We start from the raw sequence: 24,112 nt of genomic DNA, 5'->3' as shown, positions 1-24,112 counted from the left end.
TCCCTTTCATTAGATAGGCTTGATGATTATCGATTTTTCGATCTGAAAAAAGTGGACTTTAGATCGGCGCTTTGCGCAACCACATAGACAAGCCGATCCTTTAGATTGGCAACGACTGGATCCATTGCTTGAAATACTCCTGTAGCAATATTGGTTAAGCTCGGAGAATAATTGACACGAAAGACGGGATACGGAAAGCAGTTAGCTGGAAGAGGTACTCCTTTTTGCGCGAGGGTATGTTGATTCCATGCGGCCCCTATCGTTTCATTAAAAATTCGACGGATGATTTCTTCATTTACAGCAAATTCCTCAACGGGTTCCCCTCCTCTTTCTAAATCTTGGACACCTAAACAAATACGTTGGAGCGGATTTTGGGTTAATCGTTTAAGTGATGTCAGGTATCTTGGGGTGGCGAGCTCTATTTCGATTGTACCGATGATGGCCATGTTAAGGTCTCCCTTCCTATGTTGTGTTGATAATACATGTACGTCTAACCAGGGGGAAATGATTGGGCATGGATGAATGAGCGGATACCCTGTATCGATGGATATTTATTTTGCGTTCTTATGTAGACATTGTTGGAGAAGAATAAAACCCGTAATTCCTATTTAAAAGAAATTATGGGCTTATTAAAATTATGCAGGGCTAGCTAAAGCGAGTGACTCTGACATCTTCGCATTGAGCCGTTACAAAAACGAGTTGATTACCCATTTCTGTGATAATCGGTTGCATTGCTCCAAATACGGCGGTGGCAATATTGTTTAAAGTGGGGTCATAGTTGACTAGAGCTGTCGGATAAGGGAAGCAATTCGCTGGAAGAGTGATGCCCCTCTGGGCTAAAGTATGTTGATTCCATGCCGCACCAATGGTTTGACCGAAAATTTGACGAATCAATCCATCGGCTACACTCTCCCCTACTCCAGCAATGCCTAAAGCGATTCGCCGTAAGGGTTTTTGGGATAATCTTTTAAGTGAAGTATAGTATCTCGGCGTATCGAATGCGAAGTCAATGGTTGTGATATTTCTTGCCATGATGTGTTCGATCCTTTCACTTGGTACTCTGTTGCTGGGTTATAGTATGTTGATAGAAGTGAATAAGTTTGGACATTCTTGTAACATATCAAATATTCTGATAGTTAAGTATCGGGGGTACTTTGAGGTTTCGATGTCATATGCCGATGATTACAGCAGTCAAGTATAAAAAATTTAGGCGTATCTACTATTGAGATGGTATATAAAAATGTAACCATTATAAAGATAGATATAAATGTTATTATACCCCTATGTAATGGTTTAAATAATAAAAGAGAGCGGATATCCGCTCTCTTTTATTATTTAAAATCATTACAGCCCCAAAGTAACTTTATTTGCCATATAACGAATATAGGATTCCATGGCATCATCATCGACGGCTTCGAGCTGGTCATCCTTAAAGAGTTGAAATTTTTTCAGCTGATAATACTCCCGTAGAGCTTCTTCGAGGGTTAAACCCTGCTGAAGAAGATAAATGGGATCCACAATCTTACGCAATACGATTTCATCTTGCAACATGAACATTTGGGCATGGATAGGATGAAAAATGTCTTCTGCCACGCCATTTGCATAAAACTTCTCGAGGTTGTGTCTACGCTCTGCTTGTGCATGGGAAATTTTCTCAAAACCAACTGGATGAATGTCCTTTAAATCAGCCAGAAAGTTTTCTGTTACATAAAAAGCGATTAACAGGGATTGTTCAAACACCTTTTGAAAACGTGTACCATGGGGAGTTTGATCATTCATGATCAACTCATCAATATGTTGAATGTACTTCACATACGTATCGACAACTTCACTAACGATATCTGCCTTTGATGAGAAGTATTTATATAATGTAGCTTTACTTATATCCATAATACGAGTAATTTCATCCATTTTCAAGGATGCAATCCCGTGTTTTCTAAGGGTGGGAATCAACTTTTGAATATACTTCTCACGTTGTTTATTCCCTTCCATTTCTTTTGGCATAAAGATACCCCTTCCTGTACATCGTAACCATTATAGCAAATTTAAACGTCGTTGACCAACGACACTAAGTGAACTTTTTTTATTAAAAGTGTTTACTTAGTGTTCTTGGTGTGTTATTCTGTCCATGCTTGAAATTTTAAGGAGGGAATCAATTTGAAGATCGTTAACTTGGGGACACAAGGGCTCAAGGTTTCCCAACAAGGGTTAGGGTGTATGGGCATGTCCGAGTTTTATGGCGATACAGATGAAACCCAAGGCATTCATACGATTCATCGAGCGATTGAGCTAGGTGTCACGTTTTTAGATACAGCAACCGCATATGGATATGATGATGAAGGGCCAAGCTCCAATGAACGTTTGCTTGGCAAAGCATTAAAAGGGAAGCACGACCAAGTCGTCATTGCCACCAAATTTGGTCCCCTCCGTTCCAAAACGGAACATTTAGGGCTTGATGGCTCTCCTGAGAATGCGAGGAAAGTATGCGAACAGAGCCTTAAAAACTTGGGGACAGATGTGATCGATCTTTACTATTTACATCGTGTCGATCCCAATATTCCGATTGAGGAAAGTGTTGGTGGGATGGCTGACCTTGTGAAGGAAGGGAAGGTTCGCTATTTAGGTTTGAGTGAAGTGACCGTGGATCAACTAAAACGAGCACAAGGGGTTCACCCGATCTCAGCAGTTCAAACAGAGTACTCCTTGTGGTCGCGAGATGTTGAGGAAAATGGGGTATTGCAAGCCTGTCGAGAATTAGGTGTCGGCTTTGTACCGTATAGCCCACTCGGTCGCGGTTTTCTAACCGGGAGTCTAAAGGATCGTGGTCAACTCAAAGAAGGCGACTGGCGATTGCATAATCCACGTTTTACTGACGATGCCTTTGCAAGCAATCTTAGAATTGTAGAAGGCATCGAGAAAATGGCAGCGGAGAAAGGGTGTACCCCCGCACAACTTGCGTTGGCCTGGGTTCATGCTCAAGGGGAGGACATGGTTCCCATTCCGGGAACGAAGCGGATAAAGTACCTCGAGCAAAACATTGCTGCCTTGGATGTTCAACTAACCCATGAAGATGTACAACATCTTCAGACGTTGGCTCCGGTTGGCCAAACTGTAGGAGAAAGATACTGAGTTTGGTAGCCAAAGAAATTACATGAAATCAATGGGATCCATCTGTTCGACTTAAGAACGGTTGGTTGATATAAATATCAAAGGGAAAAAGGAGCAGTCATCCATGTCTAAAGTAGCGATTATTACAGGTGCAAGTAGTGGAATTGGTCATGCAACAGCTTTAGAGTTAGCGCAACGGGGCTTTCCGGTGATGTTAGCTGCTCGGCGGGAAGAACGGCTTAAAGAACTACAACAAGAAATCGAGGCGATTGGGGGGAAAGTCTCCTATCGCGTGGTGGATGTTACCTCTTACGCTGAAATGGAAGCCTTGGCAAAGGCAACCGTTGATGAGTTTGGTAGGGTGGATATCTTAGTGAACAATGCAGGGGTGATGCCGATTTCATTCCTTAATAAACGAAAGATCGATGAATGGGATCAGATGATTGATGTGAACATCAAAGGGGTCTTGTATGGAATTGGGGCCGTTCTTCCTTATATGGAAGCTCAAAAATCAGGTCACATCATCAACATTTCTTCTGTCGCGGGTCATATTGTAGGGCCTGGTAGTTCGGTATATAGTGGGACGAAATATGCAGTTCGAGCAATTACAGAGGGACTGCGTCAAGAAATGAAGTTCGGTCAGAATGTCCGTACCACGATTATTTGTCCAGGTGCTGTAGAGACAGAACTAACCAACACCATCACGGATAAAGACCTTGATAGAATTCGGGAACAGTTTAAGAATATGAAGGTCCTGGAAGGCAAAAACATCGCAGATGCCATTGCCTATGCAATAGAGCAACCCGAGCATGTTGATGTAAACGAAATTATTGTTCGCCCGACAGCACAATCGATGTAAGTTGGATGATCAAGCAAGGGCCTTAACCTAAGGCCCTTGCTTTTTTTGTGCTTTTGAATGCATGTTCTTTTTGGACAATCCCGTGCATAACCTTGTCACAGACAAGCAGGGTGGAGGGAGAGTAGGGGATGGAATTGTCCACGCCTCAGTGGGGGCAGCTTGTCACTTTATTGATGGTCGCTGTAGCCCTGGGGATGGACGCTTTTTCCCTGGGAATCGGAATTGGCATGCGTGGGATTTTACAGAGGCAAATTGTAGTGATCAGTGGAACCATTGGACTTTTTCACATATTGATGCCTTTAATGGGGTTTGCGATCGGTCGCTATTTGGGGAAGGTAGTGGAAAACATCGCTGTGATGACAGGTGGCGGAGTCCTTTGCTTCCTGGGGATCAATATGATTTGGAACGCTTTTCGCAGTGAAGAAGAGGCTCGGGTGATCAATACAAGATCAATGATGGGAGTCTGCCTCTTTTCGATTAGTGTGAGCTTAGATTCATTGTCAGCGGGTCTTTCCCTTGGATTGTTTTCAGCGGATATTTGGTTGACCGTTATCCTTTTTGGCATGATGGGCGCAATAATGGCGGGAGCAGGACTTTTTTTAGGGCGTCATGTTGGCACATGGATTGGCGACTACGGAGAAGCGGTTGGGGGAGTGATTTTATTTTTCCTCGGTCTGCGTTTCCTATGGTGAGGGAGAGTTTATGACAGAGTCCCTGTGGCTAAGTACGGCGGTTGGTATGTCTGCATTCCTAGGCGTTGGGATCGTCCTCGTATGGCGCAACCTGTCAAAACGATTAATTGCGTGCTCCCTTAGCCTATCGGCTACAGTAATGTTGAGTGTTGCCCTTTTCGACCTATTACCCGCAGCGGTGAGTGCACAGGGAGGGTTTGTCCACTTAGGGCTTGGGATGGGAGCCGCATTAATAACGATGCTGGGTCTACATCGTATGTTGGATTCCCAGCAAGAAGTGGAGAATCCTTATAATCGACTCGGTGGCTACCTTGCCGCTGCGATTGTTGTCCATAATATCCCTGAGGGTGCCGTGATCGGAGTGGGTTACGGCGCAGAGCCAGAACTTGGTTTCACCCTGGCCATAGCGATGGCGATTCACAATATTCCTGAGGGAGTGGGGTTGGCGGCTCCGTTACTTGCAGGGGGTCGTTCACCGATAACGATTTTAGGCATTAGTTTGATCGCGGGAGGGGCATTGCCCTTTGGTACATGGTTAGGGGAAATCTTTTTAACGGATTCACCCGATTCCGTCGCAGCAGGCTTGTTTTTTGCCGCAACGACAATGATTTGGGTCGTCGTAAAAGAAGTGATGCCAAGGTCTTGGCAAATTGAGCCAAAGGCAAGTGCATGGGGATTCGGTCTAGGGTGTATGCTTTCTTGGGTAATTCATCTTTTTCATCATTGAGAAAACAGGGAAGCGATGAATCGGATTACTTTTTCTCCTTTTAAGGGATAATAAAAGGCAATTTGAAACGTAACGGCCGTAAGGCCGTTTCTATTTGTGTAAAAGGCGGTAAAGGATAATGAGGGGAAGCCATTTGAATCAAAAGCACTTTTCTTTGATACAGTGATGAGATGAGTACGCTGTTGTGTTCAACATCGTTGCGATGAATTACAATCAAGATACAAGGGTGGCTCGAGCAAGGAGGTAACGGGATATGAAAAAGGTGCTCTTTGTCTGTACGGGTAATACATGTCGTAGCCCAATGGCAGCAGCGATGTTTGAGAAAATGGCTGAAGAAGCTGGCTACGATGTAAACGTGCGCTCCGCAGGTGTATCCGCATTTCCTGGAGGAACTGCATCAGAGCATGCAATCAAGGTATTACGAGGACGAGGGATCGATGGGACATTGCACCGTTCCAGTCCGCTAACCCGAGAATGGGTAGAATGGGCGGATCATATTTTTACAATGACAAGGGATCACCGACGGATGGTTGTATATACGTTCCCTGAAGCAGCGGATAAGGCGGATACTTTGAAGGGCTATGTACAGGGAAGCACTTCGGTATCCCGATTGGATCAATTGGTTGCTGAATTTGAAGCCAAACGAGCTTTATTAACAAATAGCAATTTGGCACAGGGCTCTCCCGAACGAATGCAAATGGAAGTTGAAGTGAAGCGACTGGAAGAATCCTTGCAAAAGGAATGGCGACGATCTGCTGCGATGGAAGGAGATATCGTTGATCCCTTTGGGGGCAATCTGACAGAGTATCGACGCTGTGCTGAAGAAATCGAAAAATTATTGCTGCAGATTCTTGCAGGCTGGAAGCAAGAAGAGGAGAACCCTCCATCTTCATAATGGAATTTTGGTACGATGGAAAAGAAGATTTTTAAACGTGAATGATAATGAACAGCTTATTCAGGGGGTTGTAACGATGAAAGTGATTATGGGATCCGATCATGGTGGGATTCAATTGAAAGAAGCGCTCAAGACGGTGTTAGATGAATTGGGCGCGGAGGTTGAGGATGTCGGGTGCAATTGTACCGATTCCGTGGATTATCCCGATTATGCTGAGCCCGTGGCAGAACGAGTAGCAGCTGGTGAATTTGATCGAGGAATCCTGGTCTGTGGTACAGGAATCGGGATGTCGATCGCAGCCAATAAAGTAAAGGGGATTCGCTGTGCAGTGGTGAGCGATGAATTTTCTGCTCAGATGAGTCGAGAACATAACGATGCCAACATCTTAGCGCTTGGTGAACGGGTAGTGGGCGCAGGTCTAGCAGCAAAAATTCTTCGTACCTGGCTAACGACGGAATTTACTGGAGGTCGGCATAGTCAACGTATCACTAAAATTGACCGAATTGAGGGAAGGGAAGAAGGGTGAGGAGTGGGTTTCATCACGAGATTCGAGAACGCGTTATACAAGTAACAGAAGAGCTTTTAGCAGAGATACCACTGGGTCCAGGTCAAGTGTTAGTCATGGGCGTTAGCACCAGTGAAGTGGTAGGGAGCCGCATAGGAACCGATGGAAATGATGAGGTTGCTACTGCGATTCTAGAGGGAGCCAACCATGTGCAGGTACGGCATGGTTATCACCTTGCCTTCCAATGCTGTGAGCATTTAAACCGTGCATTGGTTGTGGAAAGGGATACTGCCAGCGTGCTAGGGTTGACAGAAGTGAGTGCAGTTCCTGTTTACCATGCAGGAGGAGCGATGGCATCGCGGGCATTTCGCGGGTTTACCAAGGGGATGCTGGTGGAATCCATTCAAGCCGATGCAGGGATCGATATTGGAGAGACCATGATTGGTATGCATCTAAAGCCCGTCGCGGTTCCCGTACGTCCCACTCTGCGTCAGATCGGGGAGGCCCGGGTGGCTATGGCACGGACACGTCCTCGTCTAATCGGTGGTGCACGCACCATCTATGTATTGGATAAGGAAGATTAATTTAATTAAAGGGGAGTTCCATAAACCGATCCCCGAAAGTTCATAAGGATCTGTTACAATGAAGCGTGACATCACCATTTTGCATGGAGAGATAGAGGGGGAATTTAGTTGGAACATGTACGGCAAACGGATCCAGAAGTTGCAGCGGCGATAAGCCAAGAATTGGGTCGGCAACGAGGGAAAATCGAATTGATCGCATCGGAAAACTTTGTCAGCCGCGCAGTATTGGAAGCCTTAGGTACCGTGCTGACCAACAAATATGCAGAAGGGTATCCTGCTAAGCGGTACTATGGTGGCTGTGAATTTGTGGATGAGGTAGAGGATTTAGCGCGAGAGCGTGCGAAAGAACTGTTTGGTGCGGATCATGCCAATGTTCAACCCCATTCAGGTGCGCAAGCAAATATGGCGGTTTATTTTGCGGTATTGGAACCAGGTGATACCGTACTCGGCATGGATTTGGCGCATGGTGGACACCTCACTCATGGAAGTCCGGTAAACTTTTCGGGTAAGCTGTATAATTTCGTAAACTATGGCGTTGATGAGACGACGCATCATATTAACTACGATAAGGTAAGGGAAATGGCAGTCAAGCATCAACCGAAAATGATTGTTGCAGGTGCGAGTGCTTATCCGCGTACGATCGACTTTGCTAAAATGAAAGCGATCGCTGATGAAGTAGGCGCGATGCTCATGGTGGATATGGCCCACATTGCGGGCTTGGTAGCCACAGGGAATCACCCAACTCCAGTTCCTTATGCTGACTTTGTCACGACCACCACCCATAAGACGCTTCGTGGTCCCCGTGGGGGAATGATTCTTTGCAAAGAAAAATATGCAAAGGCGATTGATAAGTCCATTTTCCCTGGTATCCAGGGAGGACCCTTAATGCATGTCATCGCTGCCAAAGCAGTGGCATTCAAAGAGGCACTGGGGGATAATTTCAAAACATACTCCAAACAAATTGTCGACAATGCCAAGCATTTGGCTGAAGCACTTATGGAGCGTGGCTTTGACATCATTTCTAAGGGAACGGATAACCACTTGATCCTGATTGACGTTCGTAATACCGGTCTTACTGGAAAAAAAGCAGAACATCTCCTCGATGACGCAGGAATTACTGTCAACAAAAATGCAATTCCCTTTGATCCGGAGAGCCCCTTTGTTACAAGTGGAATCCGCATTGGTACAGCGGCTGTCACCTCACGTCATATGAATGAAAGTGCCATGATAGAGATTGCGGATATTATGGCGCAAGTCCTTAAAAACCCTGAGGATGATCAAGCGCAACAACAAGCCCGCCAGCGGGTGGCGGAACTCACAGCAAAATTCCCCTTATATGCTGATATGGAGATCTAATTCGAGCAATATTAAGAAAGCACACCCTCGTAGGGGATCTGCGTTGGGGTGCTTTCTTTCGAGTGAATGAAGGCGATTGGAGGCTTCTCTTTTGAGTAACGTATATGTATTTGACCACCCTCTTATCCAACACAAGCTTACTTATATTCGCGATAAAGAGACAGGAACCAAAGAGTTCCGAGAATTGGTGGACGAGGTGGCCGCGTTAATGGCCTATGAAATTACCCGAGACATGCCATTGGAGGGAGTAACCGTAGAAACACCCGTCATGGAGGCTTCTTGCAAGGTGTTATCAGGGAAGAAGTTAGGTCTTGTTCCGATACTCCGGGCAGGACTTGGGATGGTGGATGGCATACTACGCTTGATCCCCGCGGCAAAGGTTGGGCATATCGGGCTTTACCGTGACCCTGAAACCCTTGAAGCCGTTCAATATTATGCAAAGATGCCTTCGGACATTGGGGAGAGAGAGCTGATCGTGATTGACCCCATGTTGGCCACCGGCGGATCGGCTTCTGAGGCCATTCGTATGATCAAGGAAATGGGAGCGAAAAATATTCGGATGATGTGCCTAATTGCCGCCCCTGAAGGAATCGAACGGTTGCAGAAGGATCATCCCGATGTCGATATCTATGTCGCTGCGGTGGATGAAAAGTTGGATGAAAAGAGTTATATTGTACCCGGACTCGGTGATGCAGGAGATCGTCTCTTTGGTACCAAGTGAAGTGTGAATAACCTTCTTCTTTTCCGGTGAGAAATTACCGAAGAGAGAAGGTTTTTATTTTATTCAGGATGAATTTTTCTTGCGAATAAAAAGAAGAGGTTACGTGCTTACTAGTCTGAGAAGAACCTGATTCAGTTAGGAGAATTTGGGGTCAATCGTTTCTCCCTGGTATTTGTGACAATGTGTTCATAATCCTAGGCCGGGAAAGCGTTGACATGGCGCAGAATCCTTCGGTAGTATTAAACAGGGAACACTTATGGGTCTAAGGGACTACGCACCGTGAAGGCGCTCCAACCAATTGCAACACCTCCCATTCTATGAATGAAGCGTGGTGTGTGATGTGAACAAAAAGAGTGACAACCCCTGGAAGATGGTAGCGGTCCTCAGTGCTTTAGGTATTGAGGTCGTCATCCTTACGCTTGCAGGGGCTTGGACGGGAAAAACCTTAGATGCACAGTGGGAAACGGAGCCGGTCTTCCTAGCAGTTGGAGTTCTCGGAGGATTGGCGATCAGCTTTATTGGTGCGGCCTTTACCATCCGGTCCTTTTTGAAATAGAGGAAAGCCGTTCTGTCCCAATAGGTGTCCCGACAGTGTTCCGCCCCGTTTGGCCAGTTGTTAGGGAAGTGCCCTCTTTTCGGTAGAAACCCCTGGGATTCAAGGGACATGACGACAAGGGATGATTAGCCATGGAAGCATTGGATCTCAGAAGACGCCGTATTACGATTCTCTCAATCATTCCTCTTATTATTTTTTTGCTACTTTGGATGATCACACCTTATCAACCCTTTTTTGCCGGATTGACTTTGGGTGCAGGCATCAGCCTGTGTAATATTCTCTACCTAGCCAGGCGGATTCGCATCATCGGCGAAGTGGCGGCGGCAGGTTCCCAGCCTCGGTCGGGAACGGGACTTCTCACCCGAATCCTGTTGGTGGCCTTCGGCATTGGCCTCACTTTCCGCTATCCAGAGTGGTTCGACTATCGCTCGTTCCTACTCGGTTTGCCGATGAGTTATGTGCTCCTAATCATTGTGGAATACTGGAGCATAGGCAAGGAAAGATTATCCAATAGAAAGGGGTGAGCTAAACAAATGGAAGCAACACCGAAGGTGGAGTTTCTCGGTCTCACCTTTGACGTCACGGTTATTGCCGGTTCCCTATTCACTGCTGCGTTAGTTCTATTGATTACCATTCTTGGAACTCGTGGTAGGGCGATGCGGCCTGGCAAGTTTCAAAACTTCGTGGAGATGGTCCTGGAGTTTATCCGCGGCGTCAACAACATGAGCTTTGATTCAAAGAAAGCAGAGCGGTACATTGGGTTTTCCTTAACACTATTCCTCTTTATCTTTATCGCTAACCAGTTGGGCGTTCTGTTGATGATCTCCGCAAAGGTTGATGATCCGATCCCTTGGCTTGGTTTGACAAAAGAGGTGTTGGAATCATCCCACGATGAAGTTGCATTTTTCAAATCACCGACGGCGGATATTAATGTTGCCATTGCGTTGGCACTGGCAATCACGCTCTATGCGCACTTTATGGGGATGCGTAAAAACATAAAGGGATACCTTTCCCATTATGTGAAGCCTTACTTCTGGATGCTGCCCCTCCATCTGATTGATGAGTTGGCAAAACCCGCTACCCATGCCATGCGGCTATGGGCAAACATCTTTGCTGGGGAAGTGCTCATCGTGATCCTGCTGGGTTTCGCCAAACCGCTGATCACAGGTGCACCTTTGTTGGTTTGGATCGCATTTTCACTCTTCGTCGGTACGATCCAAGCATATATCTTTACCGTGCTAGCAACGGTATACATTTCACAAAAGATTTCCGACGAACATTAATTTCGATATGGCCCGCTGTTTCCTAGAAAAAAAGCGGTTTATAAAAAGGAGGATGCAACAAATGGAATTAGGAATTCTCGCAGGTGGAATCATGATCGGTCTTGCTGCATTGGCTGCTGGTATTGGTAACGGTATCTTGTTCAGTCGCTACTTGGAAGGAATTACTCGTCAACCTGAAGCGCAGAGTCGTCTCTTTGGTCAAGCGATGATTACCCTTGGTCTTGTTGAAGCGTTGCCAATTATCGCTATCGCTTTTGGTATCCTGCTACTCTTCAGAGTCATCGGAGTATAAGGCAGAAGAAGTCGCCAATAGGCGGGGGAGTGTTGATCCCCGCCTTGCTTGATGTAATGCTGGGTAGCACGAAGAGCAACGGGATCGAAGGGAGTGAACTCTGTTGTTATCATTAAACTTGGGTACGATGTTGACCCAACTTGTTATTGTTCTCGTCTTGATGTTTCTCGTCACCAGATTTGCGCTGAGACCGATGCTCAGCACCATGCAGAAACGGCAAGATCACATTGAAGAACAGATTTCTTCTGCTGAAAACAACCGCAAAGAAGCGGAGAAGTTGTTAGCTGAGCAACGTGAGGCACTAGACGCGGCTCGCGTTGAAGCAAAGGAGATCCTTGAGCGCTCCAAAGTACAAAAGGATCGTGAAGCGACTGAAATCATTCGTGAAGCAGAAGAACGTGCCAACCGCATGGTGAAGGATGCTTCCTCGGAGATCAACCGAGAAAAAGAAAAAGCCCTAGCTGAACTACGTGATGAGGTGGGTCGTCTCTCGATCTTACTCGCTTCCAAAGTGATGGAAGAGGAGATGAATGAGAGCCAGCAAGCCAAGCTGGTGGACCGTTACCTTGAACGGGTAGGCGAATTACAATGAGCCAATCCATCGTAGCAAAACGGTATGCAAAGGCATTGTTTCAAGTTGCCTCTGAGAAGGGTCGTCTCGATGAAGTGGCACAAGAGTGGCAAAGTGTTGTGGATGCACTTGACCATCATCCAAAGTTGATTGGGTGGCTCACTCATCCCCGTGTGGCGGCGGAAGAGAAGAAAGTTCTCTTTGGTAAACTATTTGCCAATCTATCCGATACGACTCGCAACCTACTGTTCTTACTCATCGACCGTAACCGTGAAGATGTGATTGAAGCAGTGGGGACCGAGTATACGAAGTTGGCACATGAAAGTAAGGGAGTCGCGGAGGCAGAGGTGGTTACTGCCCGTGCCCTAACAGAAGAAGAAGAAAAAGAATTGATTGCCGTATTCCAAAAACAGATTGGAAAGTCACTGATTGTAAAAAATCGTGTGGATTCTGATCTATTGGGCGGCGTGATTGTAAAGATTGGCGATCGTCTCTATGACGGTAGCCTTGCCGGCAAATTGGAGCGGTTTAGAAAACAACTAACCAGCTCCCGCGCAGGCTAACTCGGATCGGAAGGATAGGGGTGAAACCATGAGCATCAAACCTGAAGAGATCAGCTCGCTGATTAAACAGCAGATCGAACAGTTTCAAGGGGACATCGAAGTCGTTGACACGGGGACCGTTATTCAAATCGGTGACGGGATTGCTCGTGTCCATGGACTTGCAAACGTTATGGCTGGTGAGCTCTTGGAGTTCAACGGTGGCGTCATGGGTATGGCGCAAAACTTGGAAGAAGCCCACGTTGGTGTAGTAATTCTTGGACCCTACACGGATATCCGTGAAGGCGATCAAGTAAAGCGGACGGGCCGCATCATGGAAGTGCCTGTTGGGGATGCACTCCTTGGTCGTGTTGTGAACCCGCTTGGTCAGCCAATCGATGGCAAAGGCCCAGTGGAAACCTCCGAATACCGTCCAATTGAATCCCCCGCACCGGGTGTTATGGATCGGAAATCGGTTCATGAGCCCATGCAAACCGGGATCAAAGCGATTGACTCCCTCATCCCAATCGGCCGTGGCCAGCGGGAGTTGATCATTGGTGACCGCCAGACGGGTAAAACGACAGTGGCTGTGGATACGATCATCAACCAAAAAGATGAGGATATGATCTGTATCTATGTCGCCATCGGTCAGAAACAATCGACGGTGGTTGGCGTCGTTGAAAAACTGCGCAAAGCGGGTGCGATGGATTATACCATCGTTGTATCGGCGAGTGCATCTGAGCCTTCACCGCTCCTTTACCTCGCACCTTATGCTGGCTGTGCAATGGGTGAGTATTTCATGTATCAAGGCAAGCATGTTCTCGTTGTATACGATGACCTGACAAAACAGGCAGCTGCCTATCGTGAACTTTCACTCTTGCTCCGTCGCCCGCCAGGTCGTGAAGCGTTCCCTGGGGATGTTTTCTATCTGCACTCCCGGCTCCTTGAGCGTGCAGCGAAGCTCTCCGATGAAAAGGGTGGCGGCTCCTTGACCGCACTTCCCTTTATCGAAACCCAAGCAGGCGATATCTCCGCTTATATTCCAACGAACGTGATCTCTATCACCGATGGACAGATCTTCCTCGAGACGGATTTATTCCACTCCGGGGTACGTCCTGCTGTTAACGTCGGTACCTCCGTATCCCGGGTAGGTGGGGATGCACAGGTTCAGATCATGCGCAAAGTAGCCGGCCCGCTAAGAGGTGAATTGGCTCAGTTCCGCGACCTTCAAGCCTTCGCTCAGTTTGGTTCTGATTTGGATAAAGCAACCCAAGCGAAGCTGGCTCGTGGGGAGCGTCTCGTTGAGATCATGAAGCAGGGTGAAAGCGCTCCGCTCGCAGTCGAGAAGCAGGTGCTTTCCATCTATGCGGCTACCCGTGGGCATCTTGACGATATCGCTGTCGAGGATGTTCGCCGCTTTGAAGCCGAACTTCTTTCCTTTGCCGATGCCGAGAAGTCCGATCTGATGCGCAAAATCCGTGAGGAGAAGAAGCTCACCGAAGAGATCGAATCCGGTATGAAGGAAGCGATTACGGACTTCAAGAAGGGGTTTGCTCCTTCTAACTGACGGCCTAGCTGTCTCCACTGAACACGGGTCGGCATGACCGACGGAGGAAAGGCGGTGAACTACCATGGCAGAAAACATGCGGGATATTAAGCGGCGGATCGGCTCCACTCAGAACATGAAGCAGATCACCAAAGCGATGAAATTGGTTGCCGCTGCAAAACTGCGTCGGGCGCAAGAGCAAGCGCAGGCATCCCGGCCTTACACGGATAAGATGCGGGAAGTAATCGCATCCGTCGCCGCTGGTGCAAAAGGAATTCAACATCCCATGTTGATTTCCCGTCCAGTAAAGAAAACAGGGTACCTGGTGATCTCTTCTGATCGAGGTCTAGCAGGTGGATTTAATGCGAACCTACTCCGTTCCTTGATGAAAAATATTAAGGAGAAGCATCAAAGCCCTGAGGAGTATGGGATCTTTGTGATCGGACGCAAAGGTCGCGACTTTCTAAAACGGCGGGAGTATCCACTTATTGCAGAGGTTACGGGTCTTTCTGATTCCCCTCAATATGCGGATATTAAACCCATTGCACAGCAAGCTGTTCAAATGTTTGCTGAGGGTGCCTTTGATGAGCTTTATCTTGTCTATAATGAGTTCATCAATCCGGTAACCCAGCGACCTGTTCAAAATCGCCTCTTGCCATTAGCGGAAGTAAAGGCAGAGGAAGAGTCAACAGGGATCCAAGCACTTTACGAATATGAGCCTTCACCTGAAGAAGTACTGGAAGTGATTCTGCCTCGTTATGCAGAAACCCTCGTTTACAGTGCACTTTTGGAGTCGAAGGCCAGTGAGTTTGGTGCACGGATGACAGCCATGAGCAGTGCGAGCGATAACGCCACGGATATGATTGCTAAATACACGCTTCAGTACAACCGGGCGCGTCAAGCAGCGATCACCCAAGAGCTGGCGGAAATCGTCGGCGGAGCGAATGCCCTAAGCTAAAGCTTCTGCTTTGTTAAATAGAACGGATCGGAGGCGAGTAGGTTCGTCTTCGATCAACCAACTGTTTGTTATCACGTTCTGTGCTAGGCATGGGACAAGAGAATCTGCTGGCGAACATTTGCTAGTGGACTTTAAGGAGGGAAACGGATGAGCACCGGACGCGTCAGCCAGGTAATGGGCCCAGTCGTCGACATCGAGTTCGATCGTGGTCACTTGCCGGAGATCAACAACGCGATTACCATTCAACAAAAAGCGAAATCCGAGAACGAATCGGATATTAACCTGACTGTGGAAACGGCCCTCCATTTGGGGGACAACATGGTACGTTGTATCGCCATGTCTTCCACCGATGGTTTGGTCCGTGGAACAGAAGCGATCGACACAGGAAAAGCTATCACGGTTCCTGTAGGTCGCTCTACCCTGGGCCGCGTTTTCAACGTAGTGGGTGACCCCATCGATGAGAAGGGCGAGGTCACTTCGGAGACCAGCTACTCCATTCATCGTTCGGCTCCAAGCTACGAAAACCTCTCTACCCAAGAAGAAATTCTCGAAACGGGAATTAAGGTCGTTGACCTCCTAGCACCCTACGCCAAGGGTGGTAAAATTGGTCTCTTCGGTGGTGCGGGTGTAGGTAAAACTGTTCTCATTCAGGAGTTAATTCACAACATCGCGCAAGAACATGGTGGTCTTTCTGTTTTTGCTGGTGTGGGTGAGCGTACCCGTGAAGGGAACGACCTCTATCATGAGATGAGTGATTCTGGCGTTATTGAAAAGACCACCATGGTCTTCGGTCAGATGAACGAGCCGCCAGGTGCCCGGATGCGCGTAGCGCTTACAGGTCTTACGATGGCGGAATACTTCCGTGATGAAGAAGGGCAAGACGTACTCTTCTTCGTGGATAACATCTTTCGCTTCACCCAAGCGGGTGGTGAAGTGTCCGCGCTTCTCGGCCGGATGCCTTCTGCGGTAGGTTATCAGCCCACCTTGGCAACGGAAATGGGTCAGCTCCAAGAGCGGATCACCTCGACCAAAAAAGGATCGGTTACGTCGATTCAGGCGATTTACGTGCCTGCGGATGACTACACGGACCCAGCACCAGCTACCGCCTTTGCCCACTTGGATGCGACCACCAACTTGGAGCGTTCCTTGGCAGCAAAAGCGATTTTCCCAGCTGTGGATCCATTGGCATCCACCTCTCGGATTCTCTCCCCAGCGGTTGTCGGACAGGAACACTACGACGTCGCTCGCGGAGTACAGCAAATCCTGCAACGTTACAAAGAGTTGCAAGATATCATCGCCATCTTGGGTATGGATGAACTTTCGGAAGAGGATAAACAGATCGTTGCCCGTGCACGTCGCATCGAGAAATTCCTCTCCCAGCCAATGAACGTGGCTGAACAGTTCACCGGCCAACCTGGTAAATATGTACCAGTAAAAGACACGGTGCGAAGCTTCAAAGAGATCTTGGAAGGGAAGCATGATGACCTTCCTGAAGATGCTTTCTATATGGTTGGTAGCATTGAAGAAGCGGTAGAAAAGGCGAAGCAGCTCGCTTGAGGCTAGGAGCTGAAAGGAGAGAATGTCCATGAGTACCACGCAATTGGACATCGTGACACCCGAGAAGAAAGTGTACTCGGATCAGGTAGACATGGTGACCGCCCGGGCAGCCGAAGGGGATATCGGGATCCTTGCGAACCATGCCCCCTTTATCAGCCCGCTTCAAGTGACTGCGGTCAAAGCGAAGAAAGATGGTCAGGACATCCTTATTGCCATCACTGGTGGCTTTATGGAAGTGCATGACAACAAGGTTACCATCCTTGCTGAAACGGCAGAACTACCATCCGAGATCGATGTGGATCGAGCCATTGCCGCTAAAGAGCGCGCCGAAGAGCGACTCGCTGGCAAGAAACAAGAAAACGTTGATTTCGAACGCGCACAACTTGCACTGCAACGAGCTGCCGTTCGGATTAACGTTGGGAAAAGCCGTTAAAAGGATTTTCTATAAGGTTAGGAAAAAGACAGGTGGGATACTCCCCGCCTGTCTTTTTATTTATTGCGGATGTCGGGTGTTGTTGGTTAGTCGTTCGGATGGAGCAAAAAGACGGATTCCTCTAAAAAAGGCAGTGCAAATAACTGAGGTCAGTCCAATCGAGTCGACATAACAAACGTCTATCTTTTAAACTTTATGAGCAGATCGGTTAATATAAGAGTGCCTAAAATATAAAAATAACGGAAAAGCTGCTGATAAGCCAGTTACGAATAGAACTACAAGACAAATCCACTTCTCTTTTATGTTATATTTGCGTGATTCGTTGAACATAAAGATTATAAAAACAAAACAAGATAGTAAAAAATCAGCTACGAAAGAAGACGAAACGGGGTTATCAAATAACAAAGTGACTATTAATTTAAAATCAAAATCATTTGTTATAAGAAACTGCGAAAAGATGTAATAAGGGAGGATTGTGCCCACTACCACTAGAAATAGATAAATTTTTCTCATTTTTTATACTCCTTTACAGATCGTGATGGTCGGTTAGCCTTTCTATCTCTTCATACTTGCTCATCCATCTATTCGGGGGAATTCTTTTAAAAACCTTTTTCATTCCTCCTACAATGGCGAATTTCTCCCAATGTAACGAGTATAAAAATTAGGGGATCGACAAAATGAATCGGTTGGCTAAGCCGGATGTTAAAGGTTCCCTCATTAAGGGATGTTCGAAGGGTATGCGCTAGTAATTAAGATCATTCCTGCTATAATCATACTTCTGTTCTATCACTTGTTCGGTTTAAAGTGGTTCGATGAGGCATTATTTGATATAATCAGAACTGGACGAAAAATGGTAGTCCTAAAGTTTGTATTATCTCCCCTGTAAAAGGCCTAGAGTTGTGGTGGGTCGCTTCGAATCCCTGCCTTATGGGGAGGGTGATAAGGTGTGTGCAACGAGAGGATGGAGGGGTACGATGACGTATACCGCAAGTTATTTGGCGGTGGCTGTTTTTTTCCTCTTGGGTCTAGCCTTACCGGTAGTGGCGTTGACGGCGGGGCGTTTTTTGCGTCCTGATAAACCTTCAGCGGAAAAGTCCATCTCCTATGAGAGTGGGGTTGATCCTACTGGGGATAGCTGGGTTCAGTTTAATGTACGTTATTACCTTTTTGCGCTACTCTTTGTCGTTTTTGATGTGGAGACGGTATTTCTTTATCCCTGGGCGGTCGTATATGATGCGTTGCGAGCCGATATGGGCTTATTTGTCCTGGGTGAGATGCTGTTCTTTGTCTTCTTTTTAGTGATTGGTCTCGCATACGCCTGGAAAAAGAAGGTGTTGGAATGGACCTGAAACTGGAGGGAATCTCCCCTGAATTAGAAGCGGAAATCAAACGGAATGTCTTTACCACCACATTGGATCAGGTGAAAGCCTGGGCCCGTAGTAATTCCCTCTGGCCGATGACCTTTGGGTTGGCTTGTTGTGCAATTGAGATGATGGGTACGGGTGCGGCCCACTATGATTTGGATCGGTTTGGCTCCTTCTTTCGAGCTTCCCCACGTCAGTCAGACGTGATGATTGTAGCGGGAACGGTGACGAAAAAGATGGGGCCTTTATTGCGCCGTCTCTATGATCAGATGCCAGAACCCAAGTGGGTGATTGCGATGGGTTCCTGTGCAACAGCAGGTGGCCCCTATGTAAAGTCCTATGCGGTGATTAAAGGGGTGGACCAGATTGTACCTGTGGATGTTTATATTCCTGGGTGTCCACCTAATCCTGCGGCGTTAATTTATGGGATCAATAAGTTGCAGGAGAAGATTCGCTATGAGGCAAGGACCGGACAGGGGGTAACTGAGCAGTGACGAAGGAAGAAGAAAATCAATCGAATAAAAAATCAAAATCATCAGTCGATAAAGAAAAAAACCGCTTTTCGTCTCGTCAAGGTGAAGAGAAGCAGGCGTCTGTCGAACAAGCGGGTTCTGAGGAAGAAGCTTTCAAGGAATCCCCTTCAAAACAAGAAGAAAAACCAGCGGCAAGGGTTTCGCCACAAGTGAATTCCGCGAACCCTTCGGAGCTAAAAAGGAAAGCGGCAGCGGCTGCAAAGGAGGCAGCCTCCTCCAAAGTAAAGGCGGGAGCTGCTCGTAAGCGGCCGGTTGTAAAGCCAGTCGCAGAGCCATTGGAGCCTTCACCGAAGCAACCCTTACTCGATACCTTTCTACACCGAGTAAAGGAGGAATTGGGGGAGGAAGTGGTACTTGAAGGGTTTATCAATCGGTTAAACGGACACTTGCCAACCATGATCATCCCTGCAAGTCATTGGCGCGAAGTTGCCTATTTTCTGCGTGATGAAAAAGATTTTGCCTTCGATTATGTGCAAAATTTTTCTGGGGTGGATTATGAGACGCATATGGAAGTGGTCCTTCATCTGTACTCCTTAGCCAACCAGAACCGCCTGTGTATTCGAGTGAAAACCGAGCGGGAATCGCCGGATGTTCCCTCGGTGGTAGAGGTTTGGCCTGCGACAAATTGGCACGAACGAGAGACTTATGATTTGCTCGGGATTCAGTTTTCAGATCATCCGAACCTCTGTCGGATTCTCATGCCGGATGATTGGGTTGGGTATCCGCTACGAAAAGATTATCAGCCTTACGATCAAGAGATCTAAGGAATGCTATTTATCCATGGAACGGGGAGGTGGGTGTCACTTTGCATGCCATGACCTTCATCGGGCCAGTGATTCTGCTGGGCGTTGTGCTTGGTTTCGTCACGATGGCCATTCTCTTTGAACGGAAAGTGATCGGATGGATGCAGGGGCGTCATGGTCCGAATCGTGTAGGGCCATGGGGAGTTTTGCAATCGGTTGCGGATGTTTTGAAGTTGTTACTGAAAGAGGATATTATTCCGCATCAGGCGGATCGACCGCTTTTTAAGTGGGCACCAATCATTGCTTTTGTGCCAGCCTTTGCAGTACTTGCGGTGATTCCCTATACACCCACGGTGTACTTTGCTGATATCGGAGTAGGACTTCTCTACTATATAGCCATTTCAAGTATCACGACGATTGGAGTACTTGCAGGGGGATGGGCCTCCAACAATAAGTACGCACTTCTTGGAGCAATGCGTTCCGCAGCGCAGATGATCAGTTATGAGATCCCGTTGGTGATGGCGGTGATCGGCGTCATCATGAGTGTAGGTTCTTTAAACTTGATGACCATTGTAGAGGCGCAGAAGAACCTGTGGTTTATCCTTCCACAATTTATTGGGTTTGCTGTGTTCTTTGTCGCATCGTTGGCTGAATTAAACCGAACACCCTTTGATTTGCCCGAAGCAGAGTCGGAGCTGGTCGCTGGGTATCATGTGGAGTACACAGGCTTTCGCTTCGCCTTTTTTATGCTGGCAGAGTATGTCTATGTGTTTGCCATGGCAGGACTGACAACGGTACTGTACCTTGGCGGCTGGAATCCACTCTTTGGGATGACGTTTATCCCACCGATCATTTGGTTTGTTTTCAAGTTCTCGCTGATCGTTTTCTCTCTCTTTTGGATAAGGGCGACACTTCCCCGAATACGGATTGATCAATTGATGCAGCTTGGCTGGAAAGTCCTTCTCCCACTCGCATTAGCCAATATCTTTCTCTCTGCGATCCTTAAGGAAATTCCTTGGATTGGACAATTTTATTGATCGGAATACCCTGACAAAAGGGGATCAAATCCGACACTTTCTCAATTGCCTACACATTCAACGACTATGGGTACAAGGAGGATGAGCGATGAAAGGTTTGCTCAAAGGGATGGGCGTTACGCTGAAAACCATGACAAAGAAGAAAGTGACACACCATTACCCTGATGAACCCTTACCATTGCCGGATCGGTTTCGTGGCATACAACATTTTGATCCGGAAAAATGCATCGTGTGCAATCAGTGTGCACGGATATGTCCCACTGACTGTTTGACATTGACAGGCCGAAAACACCCGGATCCAAGTAAACGTGGCAAAATTATTGATACCTATGATATCAACTTTGAGATTTGTATCCTGTGTGATCTTTGTACAGAAGTCTGTCCTACCGAGGCGATTGTGATGACCAATCACTTTGAGATGGCTGCCTATAGTCGTGATGATCTATTTAAAAACATGGAATGGCTCCATGATAATAATCGCCATATTCGTAAGGAGAACAACCTCAATGCAAAGGGGGTGAAGTGATGGTGGTCACTGGAGAGTCCATTGCCTTCTTTGTTCTTTCCATGATGGCAATTGGTGGCGGGATGATGATGATTAGTGCAACAAAGGTGGTTCATATGGTATTGTCGCTCGCATTCAGTTTGTTGAGTATTGCCGGGATCTATGTGCTCTTGCATGCTGAATTTTTAGCGGTGGTTCAAGTGTTGATTTATACGGGCGCCATCTCCATTTTAATGCTTTTTGGAATCATGTTGACAAAACACCATGTTACTGAAGAAGATGATCAGTCGCCTCGGCGATGGCATCCCTTCCTTAGTTTTTTAGGGGTAGGGGCTCTCTTTGCCATCATCATGGGGGTGATCTATCAGACTCCCTTTGCCAATAACGAGGAAGTAACCCAATCCTACTCGTTAGAAGCATTAGGAAAGGCCGTATTTAAGCAGTATGTGATTCCCTTTGAACTTACCTCGATCCTGTTGTTAGTTGCTCTAGTAGGAGCAGTGATTCTGGCGAAAAAGGAGGCCGATTCCTAATGCCAGCGACGTCATATCTTGCCCTGGGTGCGATTTTATTTTGTATTGGTCTTTATGGCGTATTGACGAAGAGAAATGCCGTGCTTGTGCTTTTTTCCATCGAGTTGATGCTGAATGCTGCCAATATTAATCTCGTCGCCTTCTCCAAATTTGGATTATATGCGAATCAGATGGGGCAGGTTTTTACACTGTTCACGATCACCATTGCTGCAGCAGAGGCGGCAGTCGGAATTGCGATTTTGTTTGCCCTCTATCGTAATCGGAATACAACCCATGCGGATGAATTCGATACGATGAAAGGCTGAATGTCCACGCTTTCACTTTGATTGAAGGTCGGGTGATTCCATGTCAGATTTTGCGTGGTGCATACCACTGTTTCCGTTGTTGGCCTCACTCCTGTTGACGATGGGTGCCCGTCGTTATTCGGATGGTGTGGCTTCGTTGATCGCTTCTTGCGCCGTATTCATTTCAGCGGCGATTTCCATCGGTGTGTTGATGGAAACGTTGAATACAGTTGTTCCCACCGTTCATCATTGGCGCTGGCTTTCCTTTGGCGATCAGTCGATTACGGTTGGAGCAGAAGTTAACCAATTGAACGCCCTTATGCTGGTCATTGTGAGTCTCGTCAGCTTTTTAGTCCATCGATATGCCCGTGGCTACATGGCAGGGGATCGACGGATGGCTACGTTTTATGCCTATTTGTCTCTCTTCACGTTTTCGATGTTGGGCCTCGTTATTTCGCCGAATCTATTGCAATTGTATGTTTTTTGGGAGCTGGTAGGTGTGTGCTCCTTTCTGTTAATTGGTTTCTGGTTCTATAAACCTGAAGCAAAACGGGCGGCAAGAAAGGCATTCATCCTGACTAGAATCGGCGATGTAGGCCTTTTTATTGCGGTAATCCTTACCTTTTGGCAGGTTGGAAGCTTTGAGTGGGAAGCAATTTTTGCCGCGATTTCCGCGAACAAGATACCACCGGAGATGATCACCCTCATTGCGCTACTCATCTTTGTGGGAGCCGTGGGGAAATCCGGCCAGTTTCCACTACATAGTTGGTTACCCGATGCGATGGAGGGGCCTACCCCTGTGAGTGCACTGATCCACGCTGCGACGATGGTAGCGGCAGGGGCTTACCTGGTGGCTCGGGCATTTCCTATATTTGCGGCATCGGATGTTGCACTCGGTACGGTCGCTTATGTGGGTGCCTTTACCGCGATTTTTGCAGCAACAATCGGATTGGTACAAAACGATATTAAGCGAATTCTTGCTTGGTCAACCGTGAGCCAGTTAGGCTATATGATGCTTGCCCTCGGTTCTTCTGGCTATGTTGCGGGTATCTTTCATTTGACCACCCATGCCAGCTTTAAAGCGCTTCTCTTTTTAGCAGCAGGAGCCATCATCACGATGCTTCATCATGAGCAGGATATCCGTCGAATGGGTGGGTTGTGGAAAAGCCAACGAAGGATTGGTTGGTTGTTTTTAATCGGGTGCCTTGCGATCACGGGGATTCCGCCGTTTTCAGGATTTTTCTCAAAGGAAGAGATTCTTACTGCGGCCTGGTTAAGCGGGCGGGTGGATTTATTTTTGGTCGGAGTGGTTACCGCTTTTCTTACCGCTCTTTATATTTTTCGTCTCTTCTTTCTCGTATTTATGGGGGAAGAACGGGGGAAGATTGCGCCAAGTCAAATTCCGCGGGTGATGATTTGGCCAATGGTGTTGCTTACCATTCCAGCGATCGGGGCAGGATTCCTGGCATGGATACCTGCCCATGGATTTAGTGACTGGTTAACGAAAGGAACAGGCATATTGGCTGCACCCCAAGGGGAAGCACCTGGTTGGATCCCGCTTTTAACCCTTTTGCTTTCTTTAGCAGGGGTGGGTGTGGCATGGCTTCGATATGGGCGTGGAGCCGTCACGATACCGTCACAATCCCAAAGCGTTACTGGAATCCATCACCTGCTCAGCCGTGCTTATTTTGTGGATGATCTTTATCGATGGGGAATTGGGAAGCCCTATCGTTGGCTAAGTATCTTACTGTCATGGGTGGATCAACAAATCATCTCTGGAATCGTCTCGGGGGTTGGTGCGTTGTTTCAGGCTGGAGGGCGAATCGGATCCCGAATGCAAAATGGGCAAGCCCAGACCTATGCCCTCGTGAGTCTACTTGGATTGGTGATCGTGATTGTGGGACTGACTGCGGGGAGGTGGTTTGGTTGAA

At 47.3% G+C, this 24,112-nt stretch carries 31 protein-coding genes; 27 read left to right on the top strand and 4 right to left on the bottom strand.

Annotated features, from left to right (window positions below):
• Positions 1-26: 26 nt before the first annotated feature.
• The 3 genes from CHX35_RS01690 to CHX35_RS01680 all read right to left on the bottom strand — a co-directional run bounded on the left by CHX35_RS01690 (position 27) and on the right by CHX35_RS01680 (position 2,004).
• Positions 27-446: a hypothetical protein gene (locus tag CHX35_RS01690; protein ID WP_091832868.1), complete on the bottom strand. Its 420-nt coding sequence runs from the start codon at positions 444-446 to the stop codon at positions 27-29.
• 199 nt (positions 447-645) lie between these two features.
• On the bottom strand, positions 646-1,032 hold the full coding sequence (locus CHX35_RS01685) for a hypothetical protein (RefSeq protein ID WP_091832865.1): 387 nt from the start codon (positions 1,030-1,032) through the stop codon (positions 646-648).
• Between the two features lie 312 nt (positions 1,033-1,344).
• The gene (locus CHX35_RS01680; protein WP_091832862.1) at positions 1,345-2,004 is read right to left on the bottom strand and encodes a TetR/AcrR family transcriptional regulator; all 660 of its coding nucleotides are present in this window, start codon (positions 2,002-2,004) and stop codon (positions 1,345-1,347) included.
• Positions 2,005-2,157: 153 nt separating this feature from the next.
• Here CHX35_RS01680 and CHX35_RS01675 point away from each other — a divergent pair, with 153 nt between their 5' ends.
• The 19 genes from CHX35_RS01675 (at position 2,158) to CHX35_RS01585 (ending at position 17,182) form a co-directional block, all read left to right on the top strand.
• Positions 2,158-3,129 (top strand): aldo/keto reductase, encoded by a 972-nt coding sequence (locus CHX35_RS01675; RefSeq protein WP_176391825.1) that lies wholly within the window; start codon positions 2,158-2,160, stop codon positions 3,127-3,129.
• A gap of 103 nt (positions 3,130-3,232) precedes the next feature.
• Positions 3,233-3,967 carry an SDR family oxidoreductase gene (locus tag CHX35_RS01670; protein WP_091832859.1) on the top strand — a complete coding sequence of 245 codons (735 nt, stop codon included), beginning with the start codon at positions 3,233-3,235 and terminating at the stop codon, positions 3,965-3,967.
• A gap of 128 nt (positions 3,968-4,095) precedes the next feature.
• Positions 4,096-4,659, top strand: a complete 564-nt coding sequence (locus CHX35_RS01665) for a manganese efflux pump MntP (RefSeq protein WP_091832855.1) — start codon at positions 4,096-4,098, stop codon at positions 4,657-4,659.
• A 10-nt stretch (positions 4,660-4,669) separates the two neighbouring features.
• The gene (locus CHX35_RS01660; protein WP_091832852.1) at positions 4,670-5,386 is read left to right on the top strand and encodes a ZIP family metal transporter; all 717 of its coding nucleotides are present in this window, start codon (positions 4,670-4,672) and stop codon (positions 5,384-5,386) included.
• A 253-nt stretch (positions 5,387-5,639) separates the two neighbouring features.
• Positions 5,640-6,281, top strand: coding sequence for a low molecular weight protein arginine phosphatase (locus tag CHX35_RS01655; RefSeq protein WP_091832849.1), 642 nt, complete (start codon positions 5,640-5,642; stop codon positions 6,279-6,281).
• A gap of 76 nt (positions 6,282-6,357) precedes the next feature.
• Positions 6,358-6,807: a ribose 5-phosphate isomerase B gene (gene rpiB, locus CHX35_RS01650; protein WP_091832847.1), complete on the top strand. Its 450-nt coding sequence runs from the start codon at positions 6,358-6,360 to the stop codon at positions 6,805-6,807.
• Complete coding sequence (locus CHX35_RS01645) at positions 6,804-7,370, top strand: TIGR01440 family protein (protein WP_091832844.1); 567 nt, start codon at positions 6,804-6,806, stop codon at positions 7,368-7,370. Before rpiB ends, CHX35_RS01645 begins: the two co-directional genes overlap by 4 nt.
• A 108-nt stretch (positions 7,371-7,478) precedes the next feature.
• Positions 7,479-8,726, top strand: coding sequence for a serine hydroxymethyltransferase (locus tag CHX35_RS01640; protein ID WP_091832841.1), 1,248 nt, complete (start codon positions 7,479-7,481; stop codon positions 8,724-8,726).
• Positions 8,727-8,817: 91 nt separating this feature from the next.
• The gene (gene upp, locus CHX35_RS01635; RefSeq protein WP_091832838.1) at positions 8,818-9,447 is read left to right on the top strand and encodes a uracil phosphoribosyltransferase; all 630 of its coding nucleotides are present in this window, start codon (positions 8,818-8,820) and stop codon (positions 9,445-9,447) included.
• Between the two features lie 340 nt (positions 9,448-9,787).
• Positions 9,788-10,003: an AtpZ/AtpI family protein gene (locus CHX35_RS01630; protein WP_091832835.1), complete on the top strand. Its 216-nt coding sequence runs from the start codon at positions 9,788-9,790 to the stop codon at positions 10,001-10,003.
• 131 nt (positions 10,004-10,134) lie between these two features.
• Positions 10,135-10,527 carry an ATP synthase subunit I gene (locus tag CHX35_RS01625; protein WP_091832832.1) on the top strand — a complete coding sequence of 131 codons (393 nt, stop codon included), beginning with the start codon at positions 10,135-10,137 and terminating at the stop codon, positions 10,525-10,527.
• 9 nt (positions 10,528-10,536) lie between these two features.
• On the top strand, positions 10,537-11,286 hold the full coding sequence (gene atpB, locus CHX35_RS01620) for a F0F1 ATP synthase subunit A (protein WP_091832828.1): 750 nt from the start codon (positions 10,537-10,539) through the stop codon (positions 11,284-11,286).
• A gap of 61 nt (positions 11,287-11,347) precedes the next feature.
• Complete coding sequence (gene atpE / locus CHX35_RS01615) at positions 11,348-11,578, top strand: F0F1 ATP synthase subunit C (RefSeq protein ID WP_091832825.1); 231 nt, start codon at positions 11,348-11,350, stop codon at positions 11,576-11,578.
• A gap of 103 nt (positions 11,579-11,681) precedes the next feature.
• Positions 11,682-12,170: a F0F1 ATP synthase subunit B gene (atpF, locus tag CHX35_RS01610; protein WP_245838573.1), complete on the top strand. Its 489-nt coding sequence runs from the start codon at positions 11,682-11,684 to the stop codon at positions 12,168-12,170.
• Complete coding sequence (locus CHX35_RS01605; RefSeq protein WP_091832822.1) at positions 12,167-12,712, top strand: F0F1 ATP synthase subunit delta; 546 nt, start codon at positions 12,167-12,169, stop codon at positions 12,710-12,712. Before atpF ends, CHX35_RS01605 begins: the two co-directional genes overlap by 4 nt.
• Before the next feature lie 28 nt (positions 12,713-12,740).
• Positions 12,741-14,255, top strand: a complete 1,515-nt coding sequence (gene atpA, locus CHX35_RS01600; RefSeq protein WP_091832819.1) for a F0F1 ATP synthase subunit alpha — start codon at positions 12,741-12,743, stop codon at positions 14,253-14,255.
• Between the two features lie 64 nt (positions 14,256-14,319).
• Complete coding sequence (gene atpG / locus CHX35_RS01595; protein ID WP_091832818.1) at positions 14,320-15,192, top strand: ATP synthase F1 subunit gamma; 873 nt, start codon at positions 14,320-14,322, stop codon at positions 15,190-15,192.
• 147 nt (positions 15,193-15,339) lie between these two features.
• Complete coding sequence (gene atpD, locus CHX35_RS01590; protein ID WP_091832815.1) at positions 15,340-16,749, top strand: F0F1 ATP synthase subunit beta; 1,410 nt, start codon at positions 15,340-15,342, stop codon at positions 16,747-16,749.
• Between the two features lie 28 nt (positions 16,750-16,777).
• Positions 16,778-17,182 carry a F0F1 ATP synthase subunit epsilon gene (locus CHX35_RS01585; RefSeq protein WP_091832812.1) on the top strand — a complete coding sequence of 135 codons (405 nt, stop codon included), beginning with the start codon at positions 16,778-16,780 and terminating at the stop codon, positions 17,180-17,182.
• Between the two features lie 186 nt (positions 17,183-17,368).
• On the opposite strand, the gene CHX35_RS01580 is transcribed toward CHX35_RS01585, so the two are convergent.
• A complete protein-coding gene (locus CHX35_RS01580; RefSeq protein ID WP_091832809.1) occupies positions 17,369-17,695 on the bottom strand; it encodes a DUF2834 domain-containing protein in 327 nt (108 codons plus the stop codon).
• A 461-nt stretch (positions 17,696-18,156) separates the two neighbouring features.
• On the opposite strand from CHX35_RS01580, the gene CHX35_RS01575 reads away from it, so the two are divergent.
• The 8 genes from CHX35_RS01575 to nuoL all read left to right on the top strand — a co-directional run bounded on the left by CHX35_RS01575 (position 18,157) and on the right by nuoL (position 24,111).
• The gene (locus CHX35_RS01575; RefSeq protein ID WP_091832805.1) at positions 18,157-18,531 is read left to right on the top strand and encodes an NADH-quinone oxidoreductase subunit A; all 375 of its coding nucleotides are present in this window, start codon (positions 18,157-18,159) and stop codon (positions 18,529-18,531) included.
• Entirely contained in the window at positions 18,522-19,040 is a 519-nt protein-coding gene (locus CHX35_RS01570; protein WP_091832802.1) for a NuoB/complex I 20 kDa subunit family protein, read from the top strand. Before CHX35_RS01575 ends, CHX35_RS01570 begins: the two co-directional genes overlap by 10 nt.
• The gene (locus tag CHX35_RS01565; protein WP_091832799.1) at positions 19,037-19,843 is read left to right on the top strand and encodes an NADH-quinone oxidoreductase subunit C; all 807 of its coding nucleotides are present in this window, start codon (positions 19,037-19,039) and stop codon (positions 19,841-19,843) included. Before CHX35_RS01570 ends, CHX35_RS01565 begins: the two co-directional genes overlap by 4 nt.
• Positions 19,844-19,893: 50 nt before the next feature.
• On the top strand, positions 19,894-20,859 hold the full coding sequence (gene nuoH / locus CHX35_RS01560; protein ID WP_091833443.1) for an NADH-quinone oxidoreductase subunit NuoH: 966 nt from the start codon (positions 19,894-19,896) through the stop codon (positions 20,857-20,859).
• A gap of 88 nt (positions 20,860-20,947) precedes the next feature.
• Positions 20,948-21,385: an NADH-quinone oxidoreductase subunit NuoI gene (gene nuoI, locus CHX35_RS01555; protein ID WP_091832796.1), complete on the top strand. Its 438-nt coding sequence runs from the start codon at positions 20,948-20,950 to the stop codon at positions 21,383-21,385.
• Entirely contained in the window at positions 21,385-21,897 is a 513-nt protein-coding gene (locus CHX35_RS01550) for an NADH-quinone oxidoreductase subunit J (RefSeq protein ID WP_091832793.1), read from the top strand. The genes nuoI and CHX35_RS01550 overlap by 1 nt, the downstream gene beginning before the upstream one ends.
• Positions 21,897-22,202, top strand: coding sequence for an NADH-quinone oxidoreductase subunit NuoK (gene nuoK / locus CHX35_RS01545; protein ID WP_091832790.1), 306 nt, complete (start codon positions 21,897-21,899; stop codon positions 22,200-22,202). Before CHX35_RS01550 ends, nuoK begins: the two co-directional genes overlap by 1 nt.
• A gap of 40 nt (positions 22,203-22,242) precedes the next feature.
• Positions 22,243-24,111 (top strand): NADH-quinone oxidoreductase subunit L, encoded by a 1,869-nt coding sequence (gene nuoL, locus CHX35_RS01540; RefSeq protein WP_091832787.1) that lies wholly within the window; start codon positions 22,243-22,245, stop codon positions 24,109-24,111.
• Position 24,112 lies beyond the last annotated feature (1 nt).

The organism is Marininema halotolerans (genome assembly GCF_900116235.1).
Taxonomy (GTDB): Bacteria; Bacillota; Bacilli; order Thermoactinomycetales; family DSM-45169; genus Marininema; species Marininema halotolerans.
This window is presented reverse-complemented; position numbering and strand designations above follow the sequence as displayed.

What these genes read in the sequence shown, in the direction of transcription:
- CHX35_RS01690 (WP_091832868.1), bottom strand. Translation starts at nt 446, where the DNA reads ATGGCCATCATCGGTACAATCGAAATAGAGCTCGCCACCCCAAGATAC.
- CHX35_RS01685 (WP_091832865.1), bottom strand. Translation starts at nt 1,032, where the DNA reads ATGGCAAGAAATATCACAACCATTGACTTCGCATTCGATACGCCGAGA.
- CHX35_RS01680 (WP_091832862.1), bottom strand. Translation starts at nt 2,004, where the DNA reads ATGCCAAAAGAAATGGAAGGGAATAAACAACGTGAGAAGTATATTCAA.
- CHX35_RS01670 (WP_091832859.1), top strand. Translation starts at nt 3,233, where the DNA reads ATGTCTAAAGTAGCGATTATTACAGGTGCAAGTAGTGGAATTGGTCAT.
- CHX35_RS01665 (WP_091832855.1), top strand. Translation starts at nt 4,096, where the DNA reads ATGGAATTGTCCACGCCTCAGTGGGGGCAGCTTGTCACTTTATTGATG.
- CHX35_RS01660 (WP_091832852.1), top strand. Translation starts at nt 4,670, where the DNA reads ATGACAGAGTCCCTGTGGCTAAGTACGGCGGTTGGTATGTCTGCATTC.
- CHX35_RS01655 (WP_091832849.1), top strand. Translation starts at nt 5,640, where the DNA reads ATGAAAAAGGTGCTCTTTGTCTGTACGGGTAATACATGTCGTAGCCCA.
- rpiB (WP_091832847.1), top strand. Translation starts at nt 6,358, where the DNA reads ATGAAAGTGATTATGGGATCCGATCATGGTGGGATTCAATTGAAAGAA.
- CHX35_RS01625 (WP_091832832.1), top strand. Translation starts at nt 10,135, where the DNA reads ATGGAAGCATTGGATCTCAGAAGACGCCGTATTACGATTCTCTCAATC.
- atpB (WP_091832828.1), top strand. Translation starts at nt 10,537, where the DNA reads ATGGAAGCAACACCGAAGGTGGAGTTTCTCGGTCTCACCTTTGACGTC.
- atpE (WP_091832825.1), top strand. Translation starts at nt 11,348, where the DNA reads ATGGAATTAGGAATTCTCGCAGGTGGAATCATGATCGGTCTTGCTGCA.
- CHX35_RS01605 (WP_091832822.1), top strand. Translation starts at nt 12,167, where the DNA reads ATGAGCCAATCCATCGTAGCAAAACGGTATGCAAAGGCATTGTTTCAA.
- atpA (WP_091832819.1), top strand. Translation starts at nt 12,741, where the DNA reads ATGAGCATCAAACCTGAAGAGATCAGCTCGCTGATTAAACAGCAGATC.
- atpG (WP_091832818.1), top strand. Translation starts at nt 14,320, where the DNA reads ATGGCAGAAAACATGCGGGATATTAAGCGGCGGATCGGCTCCACTCAG.
- atpD (WP_091832815.1), top strand. Translation starts at nt 15,340, where the DNA reads ATGAGCACCGGACGCGTCAGCCAGGTAATGGGCCCAGTCGTCGACATC.
- CHX35_RS01585 (WP_091832812.1), top strand. Translation starts at nt 16,778, where the DNA reads ATGAGTACCACGCAATTGGACATCGTGACACCCGAGAAGAAAGTGTAC.
- CHX35_RS01580 (WP_091832809.1), bottom strand. Translation starts at nt 17,695, where the DNA reads ATGAGAAAAATTTATCTATTTCTAGTGGTAGTGGGCACAATCCTCCCT.
- CHX35_RS01575 (WP_091832805.1), top strand. Translation starts at nt 18,157, where the DNA reads ATGACGTATACCGCAAGTTATTTGGCGGTGGCTGTTTTTTTCCTCTTG.
- CHX35_RS01570 (WP_091832802.1), top strand. Translation starts at nt 18,522, where the DNA reads ATGGACCTGAAACTGGAGGGAATCTCCCCTGAATTAGAAGCGGAAATC.
- nuoH (WP_091833443.1), top strand. Translation starts at nt 19,894, where the DNA reads ATGACCTTCATCGGGCCAGTGATTCTGCTGGGCGTTGTGCTTGGTTTC.
- nuoI (WP_091832796.1), top strand. Translation starts at nt 20,948, where the DNA reads ATGAAAGGTTTGCTCAAAGGGATGGGCGTTACGCTGAAAACCATGACA.
- CHX35_RS01550 (WP_091832793.1), top strand. Translation starts at nt 21,385, where the DNA reads ATGGTGGTCACTGGAGAGTCCATTGCCTTCTTTGTTCTTTCCATGATG.
- nuoK (WP_091832790.1), top strand. Translation starts at nt 21,897, where the DNA reads ATGCCAGCGACGTCATATCTTGCCCTGGGTGCGATTTTATTTTGTATT.
- nuoL (WP_091832787.1), top strand. Translation starts at nt 22,243, where the DNA reads ATGTCAGATTTTGCGTGGTGCATACCACTGTTTCCGTTGTTGGCCTCA.